At 46.5% G+C, this 10,588-nt stretch carries 11 protein-coding genes and 1 pseudogene; 2 read left to right on the forward strand and 10 right to left on the reverse strand.

What is annotated here, in order from left to right:
• From J5I83_RS06670 to J5I83_RS06680, 3 genes are all read right to left on the reverse strand, one after another.
• Nucleotides 1–642: carbohydrate ABC transporter permease (locus tag J5I83_RS06670; RefSeq protein WP_304054365.1), on the reverse strand; the 642-nt coding region annotated here is incomplete at its 3' end.
• Nucleotides 639–1,520: a sugar ABC transporter permease gene (locus J5I83_RS06675; protein ID WP_304054366.1), complete on the reverse strand. Its 882-nt coding sequence runs from the start codon at nucleotides 1,518–1,520 to the stop codon at nucleotides 639–641. The genes J5I83_RS06675 and J5I83_RS06670, both read right to left, overlap by 4 nt.
• Complete coding sequence (locus tag J5I83_RS06680) at nucleotides 1,517–2,764, reverse strand: ABC transporter substrate-binding protein (protein ID WP_304054367.1); 1,248 nt, start codon at nucleotides 2,762–2,764, stop codon at nucleotides 1,517–1,519. The genes J5I83_RS06675 and J5I83_RS06680 overlap by 4 nt, the downstream gene beginning before the upstream one ends.
• 124 nt (nucleotides 2,765–2,888) lie before the next feature.
• On the opposite strand from J5I83_RS06680, the pseudogene J5I83_RS06685 reads away from it, so the two are divergent.
• Nucleotides 2,889–3,073 (forward strand): annotated as a pseudogene (locus tag J5I83_RS06685) (transposase); the annotation flags it as partial.
• Between the two features lie 370 nt (nucleotides 3,074–3,443).
• On the opposite strand, the gene J5I83_RS06690 reads toward J5I83_RS06685, so the two are convergent.
• From J5I83_RS06690 to J5I83_RS06715, 6 genes are all read right to left on the reverse strand, one after another.
• On the reverse strand, nucleotides 3,444–3,815 hold the full coding sequence (locus J5I83_RS06690) for a DUF393 domain-containing protein (RefSeq protein ID WP_304054368.1): 372 nt from the start codon (nucleotides 3,813–3,815) through the stop codon (nucleotides 3,444–3,446).
• Nucleotides 3,816–3,841: 26 nt separating this feature from the next.
• Nucleotides 3,842–5,305 carry a 4-hydroxy-3-polyprenylbenzoate decarboxylase gene (ubiD, locus tag J5I83_RS06695; protein WP_304054370.1) on the reverse strand — a complete coding sequence of 488 codons (1,464 nt, stop codon included), beginning with the start codon at nucleotides 5,303–5,305 and terminating at the stop codon, nucleotides 3,842–3,844.
• A gap of 13 nt (nucleotides 5,306–5,318) precedes the next feature.
• A complete protein-coding gene (gene ubiA, locus J5I83_RS06700; RefSeq protein WP_304054371.1) occupies nucleotides 5,319–6,191 on the reverse strand; it encodes a 4-hydroxybenzoate octaprenyltransferase in 873 nt (290 codons plus the stop codon).
• Nucleotides 6,188–6,730, reverse strand: coding sequence for a chorismate lyase (locus J5I83_RS06705; protein ID WP_304054372.1), 543 nt, complete (start codon nucleotides 6,728–6,730; stop codon nucleotides 6,188–6,190). Before J5I83_RS06705 ends, ubiA begins: the two co-directional genes overlap by 4 nt.
• 118 nt (nucleotides 6,731–6,848) lie before the next feature.
• Nucleotides 6,849–7,586, reverse strand: a complete 738-nt coding sequence (locus J5I83_RS06710; RefSeq protein WP_304054374.1) for a metallophosphoesterase family protein — start codon at nucleotides 7,584–7,586, stop codon at nucleotides 6,849–6,851.
• A gap of 124 nt (nucleotides 7,587–7,710) precedes the next feature.
• Entirely contained in the window at nucleotides 7,711–8,589 is an 879-nt protein-coding gene (locus tag J5I83_RS06715; RefSeq protein ID WP_304054376.1) for a Tim44 domain-containing protein, read from the reverse strand.
• 185 nt (nucleotides 8,590–8,774) lie between these two features.
• Between J5I83_RS06715 and J5I83_RS06720 the strand changes: the two genes are divergently transcribed.
• On the forward strand, nucleotides 8,775–9,473 hold the full coding sequence (locus tag J5I83_RS06720; RefSeq protein ID WP_304054378.1) for an SDR family oxidoreductase: 699 nt from the start codon (nucleotides 8,775–8,777) through the stop codon (nucleotides 9,471–9,473).
• A gap of 66 nt (nucleotides 9,474–9,539) precedes the next feature.
• On the opposite strand, the gene J5I83_RS06725 is transcribed toward J5I83_RS06720, so the two are convergent.
• Complete coding sequence (locus J5I83_RS06725) at nucleotides 9,540–10,376, reverse strand: hypothetical protein (protein ID WP_304054379.1); 837 nt, start codon at nucleotides 10,374–10,376, stop codon at nucleotides 9,540–9,542.
• Nucleotides 10,377–10,588 lie beyond the last annotated feature (212 nt).

Here is a 10,588-nt window from a genome sequence, read left to right on the forward strand (position 1 = left end):
AGAAACCACAAACAAAAAAGCAGCACAGGCAAAGATCAACACCAGTAGTGCAGAGGGAAAAACAGCGGGTGCAGCTAGTGGCGCAATCACCGAAATAAAGGCTTGTAAGGGTGTAGCGCCATCGACACGGGCTGCTTTATCCAGATCCCAGGGAATTTCACGAAAAAAAGCGGATAAAATCCAAATTGCCAGAGGCAAAGTAAAAGTCATATAAGGCAGGATCAAGCCCAACCAGGTATCGAACAATCCTGCTGTACGCCACATATTGAATAATGGTCCGATAATAGCAATGGGTGGAAACATGGCAGTAGCCAAAGCCCCAGCAAGAATCAAACGCCGCCCTGGAAAATCTAATCGGACAATAGCGTAAGCTGCGAACATCCCTACTATGACAGCCAATAAAGTCGATATGGCTGCAATACCAATGGAATTCCATAATGCCGCAGGAAACTGTATATCAGAGAAAATAGTACGGTAATGTTCAAAACTGATTGTTTGTGGAAAAAACCGCTGATCATTCAGATCGCTGCTACGTTTCAATGATAGAGACATAATCCATAACACGGGTAAGAGGGCATAGGCCATAACCACGATGCTGCCCATCCCCCAGAAAATCCGCTCCATGATGTCGTGTTTTATCATGTATCAGTATTTCCTCGTTTTGTCAGCGGTGTGCCGAAGCCTTTCACAAACAGAAAAGAGATGAGAAGTACGCCAATAAAGATCAATACTGAAACTGCTGAGCCCAAGCCTAAATTAAGGCTCACTATGAGTGTGTTATAACCCAGCATGGAGACGGTTTCGGTATCCTGGGCACCCCGAGTTTGTATAAACACCGTATCAAAAATACGAAACGCATCCAGCGTGCGAAATAATACTGCTACCAGAATGACTGGCTTCATGATCGGCACGATGATTTTTATAAAACGTTGCCAAGCATTAGCGCCATCGACGCGCGCGGCTTGAATTAGATCGTAAGGTACGAGGGTCAGACCTGCCAATAACAACAATGCCATAAACGGGGTAGTTTTCCAAATTTCGGTTAGGATAATGACCAAAACCGCTGACCAGCGTTCAGTCAACCATGCCTGATCCAGGCCCAGCAAAGCATTAATAAAGCCCGTGGTGGGATCAAAAGCAAATTTCCAGGCCAATGCGGCGACCACAGTAATCATCGCATACGGAATCAGCGTCGCGGCGCGTACCGCACGGCGCCAGAACAAAGTATGGTGCATGATTAAAGCGAGGAGAAATCCCAGTAGCAATTCGATAGCAACTGAACCGATTGTCAGCATGAGAGTATTACCTAACGCATGCCACCAAACCTCCGAGGTTAAAATACTGACATAATTATCCAGACCAATAAAAGCACGTTGATCAGGAAAACGCAGATCGTAGCGAAAGAATGATAACCAGACGGCGTATAAGATAGGATAAGCGGTCACCACAAGCAAAGCAGTTACCGCCGGAGCGCATAATAACCATCCCAAGCGCCATTCATTGCGTTTCTTTTGATTCAAAGCAAACCCTCTGAATTGAGTGCGCGCATGATGGCATCGCGTAGCCTGACAGAATCTTTCTGAGGTTCAATATCGCGCATAGGATGCAAAGTACGGCTGATCGCCATGGAAACATCATTATACAGTGGTGTTTGGGGACGCTGTGCCGCATCGTGTAACGAACTGCGCAGCAAATCTGCAAAAGGAAAAGTCTTACGAATTTCCGGCTCATCATACAAAGCAGCGATAGTGGGTGGCAGTCCTCCCAACTCAGCAGCTATCCGTTGATGTCTTGCTGCAGCCAGACAGGCAGCAGCATGGAACGCTAACTGAGGGTGCGGTGTATATGCACTGACACCCAGATTAATGCCACCAAGCGTAAAGCGGCTGGGTTGGCCTTCCATCATCGAAGGCCAACGTGCCCAGCCTATGTGTTTAGCAATTTCAGGTGCATTTTTTTGGACGCTAGGCCAGACAAAGGTATAGTTGACCATGAAACTGGAGTTGCCAGACTCAAAGGCAAGGCGCGCCTGATCTTCCCGTGCAGTCGCTAAAGCCCGATCAGCGGCACTTGAATTGGCAAAGCGTGCCATCATAGAAAGTGTCTGCAAGGTTGGTTGTTGCGCCAGCGAGATTTGCTTGCCACTGACATCCAGCACCGAACCGCCAATTGAGGCCAGTAGGGAAGTAAAGAATACCGTTAATCCTTCATAGCGTTCGCCTTGTGCCTGGATGGTCCCTGTTTCACCCAGAGACTCAGCCAGTCGTATCATTTCCTCCCAGGTCGCAGGCGGTGTGCTGACTCGATCAGTACGATACCATAATAATTGAATATTAGTTGTGAATGGCGCTGCCCATAATTGATTTTGATAGACTGTACTTTGCAATGGTGCATCCAGCCGACCTGCTTTGGCTTGTTCAGCAGCTTTGCCAGTCCAGGGTAAAACCCATCCTGCTTGCGCAAATTCTGCAGTCCAAATTACATCCATCCCTATGATATCGATGGCGGTGTCTCCTGCAGCCAGTCTGCGTACTAATTGCTCACGTTGTTGATCAGTATCAGCAGGCAGTGGTACCAATTCTATTTTATAAGCTTGCTGAGAATCCTCAGAGCAACGGCCAGCTGCCATGGAAAATGCACCAGAGGGTTCATCGAAAACATACCAGTGCAATACAGGAATGCTCTCCCTCCTCTGGTTGCTGCAGTCAGCCAGCATTATGATAGCTGCAATCCATAAGGCCAAAGTGAGACGGATACTGATCAATACTCCCTTCTCCTCATTAATAGCGACAAAAATTATAAGATAAATTTTCGCAGGTAATCTGTACTCAATATCTAGCCAAATACATTGTATTTACTGTAATAAGGACCATAGCAGAATATTGTTTTTTCTGTCATAATTGTAGTGCCATGAAGTCAATCAAGCCAGAATTCCAGCTTTCCAGACTTTTGCTAAAACTGTGATCTCCCTTGGAACGGGATTATTCACTCTGTTGAATCCCGTTTGATCAATGGCATTCTTGAGGGCATCAATAACAAAATTCAGCTTGCTAAACGGGCAGCACGCTCGTACTGATAGACATCAGGATAATCGAGAATATCTTGCCGCATTGCATTAAGATCAATTTTGCATTTGTGAAATCCTTGAGGTTTGTGATCAACATTCTTGATTCAGCGAATAACATTTGCCACACCAACGCTAAACCGATTCGCCACCTTAGCTATTGTAAGCTCTTCCTTCTCTCGAACAGATAAGACTTTACGCCGGAAATCCAATAGATATGCATCTTTGCAGCATAATTAAAATTATGCTGGTTGTGCTATAGCTAGTGTTTAATTGCATTAATTCAACAAGCACTTTTTTAGTAATATATTCTTATAGAACATATGGTTATTTCTGAAAATAAAATGCCTTATTTTTGCAATTAAACACTAGCTATAAATTACCAGTGTTTTTTTGCCCTATTCCACCTATAAAGGCAGGCTGCAAATAAATTGTAAACGATCCGCCCCAGTTGTTTGATGATGGGTAGACCCAATAGCGCTGCCTTCCATTGTTCCTGGGGAGAATGCTGCCAGATCACCAGAAATGCATCAAAGCCGATATGAATCTGGCCACGTTCGTCCACAACGTGTAAACGCTCGCGAACTTGCTCGATTTCTGCATGAATCTCGGTAACCAGTTGTGTATTCGAGTGGACATCTCTCCATTCAATCGAACAGCCTGTCATCTTGCCTTTCTGGCTTTCTATGCCAGCCTTGCACACAGGGCAGGCTGAATTGTAATAGACTTTAACTGGTTCTTTCTTACTCACTACTGATAAATTAGCCAGGCGTTATTTTAGAAAGAAAGTTTACTCCACAGCTGATCGACACGCGTTTTGACCGCCGCATCCATCTCGATCGGCCTGCCCCATTCGCGCGTCGTTTCTCCCGACCATTTGTTGGTAGCATCCAATCCCATTTTTCCACCCAGTCCTGAAATGGGACTCGCAAAATCCAGATAATCGATCGGAGTATTTTCCACAATCAAGGTATCCCGCGCCGGATCAACCCGTGTCGTAATTGCCCAGATGACTTCTTTCCAGTCCCGGATATCGACATCATCGTCTGTGACAATGATGAATTTAGTATACATAAACTGGCGTAGGAAACTCCATATTCCAAACATGACGCGTTTAGCATGACCGGGGTACTGCTTTTTCATACTGACCACCGCCATGCGATAGGAGCAACCTTCTGGTGGCAGATAAAAATCGACGATCTCGGTGAATTGCTTTTGTAATAACGGCACGAATACCTCGTTCAACGCTACGCCCAGAATGGCAGGCTCATCAGGCGGCTTACCGGTGTAAGTGGAATGGTAAATTGGATTGCGACGCAGGGTAATGCGCTCGATAGTCAAAACCGGAAACGTTTCTTGTTCATTGTAGTACCCTGTGTGATCACCATAAGGACCTTCGACCGCTGTTTCATCGGGATAAATGAATCCTTCCAGCACGATCTCCGCGCTGGCCGGCACTTGCAAATCATGGCTTAAGCATTTGACAACTTCCGTTTTTGCGCCACGCAACAAGCCGGCAAACTGATATTCGCTGAGACTATCTGGCACCGGTGTGACCGCCCCCAAAATCGTTGCCGGATCAGCTCCCAAAGCAACTGCTACCGGATACGGCTGGCCTGGGTTGACCATACAAAAATCGCGGTAATCCAGCGCACCTCCCCGATGCGCGAGCCAACGCATGATCACTTTGTTGGGCGCAATCACTTGCTGCCGGTAAATACCTAGATTCTGCCGTACTTTGTGCGGGCCACGTGTAACGGTAAGTCCCCAGGTAATCAACGGAGCAACATCCCCTGGCCAACAGGTCTGAATGGGCAACTGGGCCAGATCGACTGCCTGTCCTTCCCACACAATCTCCTGGCACACCGCACTGGAAACTACTTTTGGTGCCATATTAAGTACCTGCTTCAACACGGGCAGTTTTTCCCATGCGTCTCTTAAACCTTTGGGTGGCTCAGGTTCCTTGAGATAAGCCAATAGTTGACCCACTTCCCGTAGCGCAGTGACAGATTCCTGACCCATTCCCAGCGCCACCCGTTCAGGCGTGCCAAACAAGTTGCCCAATACTGGAATGGTATGCCCTTTGGGTTTCTCGAACAGCACAGCAGGTCCAGCTTTTTTGAGCAAGCGATCGCAAATCTCAGTCATTTCCAGGTAAGAATCAATCTCGACTGTTACACGCTTTAATTCTCCCCGCTTTTCCAGTTGCGTGAGAAAATCGCGCAGATCTTTGTATTTCATGGCTATAGAAAATTCAGAAGCTCGTTGTCAGGAAGGAATCCAGCACAATCCCGACAAATACCATCGCACCAACCCAGTTATTGTGCAGGAAGGCCCTGAAACAACGTGCCGGATCACGGTCACGAATCAGGAAGTACTGATATATCACCAGGCCCAATGCCACTATCAGTGCGAGATAATAAGGCGCACCCCGCTGCAACAGCCAACCAGCATAAGCCATCATGCCTAGAAAAACAGCGTGACACAGCATGATACCGGCTACGTCAAAGCGTCCAAGCGTAATCGCAGATGTTTTGATGCCAATTTTGAGATCATCCGCCCGGTCGACCATCGCATATTCCGTATCATAGGCAATGACCCAGCATAAATTTGCAATTAACAACAGCCAGACGACAGCGGGCAGTTCACCGATTTGTGCAGCAAATGCCATGGGTATGCCAAAACTGAAGGCAATGCCCAGATACGCTTGCGGCATGACAAAGAAACGCTTGGTGAATGGATAGGTTCCAGCCAGAAACAGTGCGCACACTGAAAGCAACAACGTCAATTGATTCAGCGGCAATACCAGCAGAAAAGCGCAGAAACTCAATCCTGCCGCTAGCAACACAGCTTCTTTGGGAGTGACCATGCCGGTTGCCAGTGGACGGTTTCTGGTTCGCTCAACATGGGGATCGATACGACGATCAGCAAAATCATTGATCGCGCACCCTGCAGAACGCATCAATACCGTACCCATCACAAAAATAGCCAGAATCAGCAAATCGGGCAGGCCACCAGCCGCCAGCCACAATCCCCACAAGGTAGGCCATAATAGCAGCAAGATACCGATGGGCTTATCCAGCCTTATCAGTTTTGCGTAGGCGATAAGCCGCGCATTATTCGTCATATTTTTAACCTCAGAATAGCCGGCAGAAAAATTTCAGTTACCAAAATGGATTGTTCCTGTAATGTGAATAGTGAACGCCGTGCCCAAAAACTAACTGGCGATGTCTGCAGTCGCTGACAAGCGCGCTTAAAAAGCGGATGATGGCTATTCAATTGTTTATAACCAAATTCAGCACGTTTGATCATCGGATTGGTGAATAACATCGTCCCTAATGAGCGATTGCCCAAATGACTCAATCCACGCCATGCACCCTGTAAGTGCTTTCTCGCTACTACGGAATGCGCAAATACCACGGGGATATCACCACAGTAAAGATACACTTCGCGCACTAGCGCTAATTCGCTGCGGCGCAAATTCATCATAGTCAATTCGTCGGCGCATGCGGGTGCAAGTGCCTGGAATACTGGATCAACCGAAAATTTACGGCAGCGCTGTTGTATCAAACGCGTCAGCGAATCTCGATGCAACAACCACCAGCGCATATTAGTAGCTGCAGTGACAGGGACAGGATACCACGCCAGTGGCTGGTCAACACTCATCGATACAAAATGACAAAAGCTGAGATTATAAAACAGGTACAGCGCAAATGATGTTTACCATGCTAAAAAGCATAGTGATAACAGGAAATCTAATCTAGATTTCTCAATCGCGCGCTATTTATGACATATAGCCAGTTGCCAGCGCCTGTGCCCAGTCAGGATATTGGTGTGCATTTGCCAATTTGACCATAGGCTCATAGTCATAAGGAATAGAAATGAGGGAAGCAATCCAACGATCTTTTATCCGCTCCAGTATGGCGTAATGGGCATCCGGGGTACCATTTTCAATAACATGATGATAAGGCGTCGCATCATCATAAGCTGGCAGTCCAACACTGCCCGGATTTACCACAAGCTGGCCAGATGAAGCACGAATAGCACGCGGTTTGTGGGTATGTCCACAGAGCACTAGCTTTGCTAGTGTTGTTCCAAGACGCTCATCCACTTCCTTGCGGGTGGCCATATGGGCACCGTGAACGTCGACAGTTTCCAAGAAATACTCTGAGTCGCTTGCGGGAGTGCCATGACAAAACAGGATATCAGTACCCAAATTTCCTTTGTGGGAGAGTGTCTTGAGCCATGCCAGCTCCATTGCTGTTAATTGAGTGTAGGCTAATTCATCTACGTCGGTGCACTGCTCGGTTCCATGGGCAAGCAACTGGCGATCATGGTTACCCGCAAGATGTATCCAATCTTGCGCCATCAAAAAATGTGCAGTTTCCAATGGAAGCAATGGACCCGATAAGTTATCACCGAGATTGATCACGATATCAACACCATGATGTTTGAAATGAGCCACTACCGCTTCTAGCGCAGGCAAATTACCGTGAATATCCGAAACAACAGCGATTCTCATAGTCGACCTCCACTTAGAAAATGTCAGCGCTATTCTATCGATAGCTATTTTATATCGCCCGCCCACCCTTTAATAAGATAGACGGGGGTTAGCAGAATAAATATCAGGGATAATCAGTATTACCTTAAGAAGGTTGCTGAATTCCTGCCAGTAACCAGACTGCATTACGATCTTTGAGATCTTTCTGCACATGCCAAATCTCATCAAATGACTCCGGCTGCGCCTCGGCTGATTCACGCAATTGCCCATTAAAGCGCACGCTAGCAATAGCCATATCGTCAGTAACCGTGACATCCAGCAAGTTTGCATCAATATAGATCACCTCAGTTTTTTGAGGTTTGTCGCTACTCTCGTTAATTTGCGCGCTAAGCTCTGCAAACATTTCAGGCGTAGTATATTCGCGAATATCATCCAAATTCCGCGCACCATATGCAGCTTGCAAGCGGATGAACGAAAGCTTGGCATTACGCAAGAAGGGTTCCACTTCGAAGTCTGCAGGAATGCTGTTCGTGGCGCCACTGCTATCGATAGCAACTGTGCCTGATTGTCCTGTACTAGGCGGTGTCATTGTGTTCGGCGTAAGAATACTGCCAGCACGATCTGCAGCAGCACCGGAAAACTGCATCGGACGCGTCGCCTGGTCTGCTCTGGGTTTACGCATCATGCGGACGATAAAGAATATTACGGCCGCCAGGGCGATCAGTACCAGAATATCCGCCATATTGATATTTTCAAACGCACCTCCCATAAATAGGGCAGCTAGTAAGCCACCGGCCGCCAAGCCTGCTAGCGCACCACCCCATTTGCTGGCACCACTCGCAGGAGTAGCAGAAGCAGGAGCAGCTGATTGGGATTGCGCTGGTTTTGGTGTAGCCTGCTGATTGATGGATTCACGTTGTTTTCCGATACTTTTACCACCGCCCATCCGTTTTGCTTCCGCGTCAAATGGCAGCAAAGCAAAAGTAAACATGGCTAAAGTCAGAAGTGTCAGTATTTTTTTCACAATTACCTCCAAAAGTACTGTTAAAAATTTGAGTATAACATTATCGTTCGTTTGTAGTGATTACTTGGCACCTCCCTAAATGATCTACCTTGCTTTATTCTGCCAAACTGATTATATGTATTGTTATATCGCAATTTTTAATCAAGCAAATATATTCATTTGTTAGGTAAAGGAGTAAGCACACTATGGCAACAGTCTTGATTACAGGTACAAGTCGTGGAATTGGATTAGAGTTTGTCCGTCAATATGCCCAAGATGGCTGGCATGTCATAGCCTGCTGCCGTCATCCTGCTACAGCAGAAAATCTCAATCGACTCGCAGCGCAATATCCCGGTCACATCAGAATTTATGCGCTTGATGTGGCAAGTCATCAACAAATTGACCGTTTAGCCAGTTCACTGGCTAATGAAACCATTGATCTGCTGATCAACAATGCTGGTATATATCCACCTTCTGATGATGGTGGATTTGGCAGTATCGACTACGCTGCCTGGATTCAGACTTTGCAGATCAATACCATGGCGCCGCTTAAAATGGCAGAAGCTTTTGTCAATCAGATCAGCAGCAGCAATTTAAAAACGATTACCACGATCACCAGCAAAATGGGCAGTATCGCTGACAATCAGCGAGGTGGAAGTTATATCTATCGCTCAAGTAAAGCTGCAGTCAACATGGTTGCCAAGAGTCTCGCCATTGATTTGAGGCCGCACGGCATCATTTCTGTCCTGCTACATCCTGGCTGGGTCAAAACTGATATGGGTGGAAGGGATGCGCTGATCTCGACGGAGCAGAGCGTCACAGGCATGCGGCGTGTATTGAGTAGAATAACATTAGCAGATTCAGGAAAGTTTATCGCCTATGATGGTCAGTTGATCCCTTGGTAGCACTATTTTATATTCTATTATGATTACGAAGCCTGATAGAAATACTCACTCTCATCCTGCATCAAATCAATGGGGCTGAGCGGCACGCAAGTCATTTATAAAGAAGCCAAAACCAGCGGCTAGTTTATTTGTTTCGCGCCAAATATCCTTACTCAAATTGAGATCACCATGATCCAGCAGGCTTGTGAGGATAAGATGACTATTTTTACCACGTCTTTGTAACAATGCATGCAGATGGACTGATTCATTACTCGGGATAACCCGATCACCTTGCCCGTGAATCAGACTGACGGAAAAATCCACATAATCAAGTCTGTGCTCAAGAGCGAAATAATCGGTCCAGCGCTCTCTTTGATTGATTTCTTCAAAAGCCTGGTACGCTAGCTCACTTCTAAACGAAGCATTATTCAACAATTGCATAAAAAAATTGACTGCACCAGCAGAGACTGTTTGTAAACGATCTGGCAATAGGGGTCTTTCCTTTTTGAAACCATTATCCTGAATAGCAATATTTAGCAGCTCAACAATCTCATCATCATGGTGCTTGCTTTGCTGAAGAAAGTTGCGCAGCAAAATATAGCGCGCATATTCGTCGATCTCTTCTTGTTCGATGATAAACTGCAATACATTTCTAAAATGAGTAAAAGCTCCCACAAGGCAAATAGCGTTAACATAAGGTGCGATGTCGGCACGAGAGGCTGCCAGCATGGCAATACCGCCGGAATACGAAGCGGCAAAAATTCCTATGGGCTGCCCGGAAGGATTGAGCATCCGATCAGCATAAACCGCCTGAATCAGAGCAGCAAATTTGTCTATCGTAGCAGGGTGAATCAATAACCGGTCTATATCCGAAACACACGGCGTAATGACACGAAAACCCTGGTGGGCAAATGCTCGTGACACAGCAGCAATCCGTTTATCCTGGTAGCCATGCACAGAAAAACCGGAAAAAGTTATGACAGTACGGTTACACGTCCCCGGCGGTTCAAATATAGCCTACGCCACATAAAATGATTCAATTTTAAAGAGTTGCTCAACGGTTTGGTTTTGTTGTTTTCTGATTGCTTTGGCTTGTGCCCATTTGTGCTCAATGGGGTTAAGGTCTGGTGAATATG

It is taken from the genome of Nitrosomonas communis, assembly GCF_024102715.1.
GTDB lineage: Bacteria > Pseudomonadota > Gammaproteobacteria > Burkholderiales > Nitrosomonadaceae > Nitrosomonas > Nitrosomonas communis_B.

What these genes read in the sequence shown, in the direction of transcription:
- ubiA (WP_304054371.1), bottom strand. Translation starts at nt 6,191, where the DNA reads ATGACGAATAATGCGCGGCTTATCGCCTACGCAAAACTGATAAGGCTG.
- J5I83_RS06710 (WP_304054374.1), bottom strand. Translation starts at nt 7,586, where the DNA reads ATGAGAATCGCTGTTGTTTCGGATATTCACGGTAATTTGCCTGCGCTA.
- ubiD (WP_304054370.1), bottom strand. Translation starts at nt 5,305, where the DNA reads ATGAAATACAAAGATCTGCGCGATTTTCTCACGCAACTGGAAAAGCGG.
- J5I83_RS06720 (WP_304054378.1), top strand. Translation starts at nt 8,775, where the DNA reads ATGGCAACAGTCTTGATTACAGGTACAAGTCGTGGAATTGGATTAGAG.
- J5I83_RS06705 (WP_304054372.1), bottom strand. Translation starts at nt 6,730, where the DNA reads ATGAGTGTTGACCAGCCACTGGCGTGGTATCCTGTCCCTGTCACTGCA.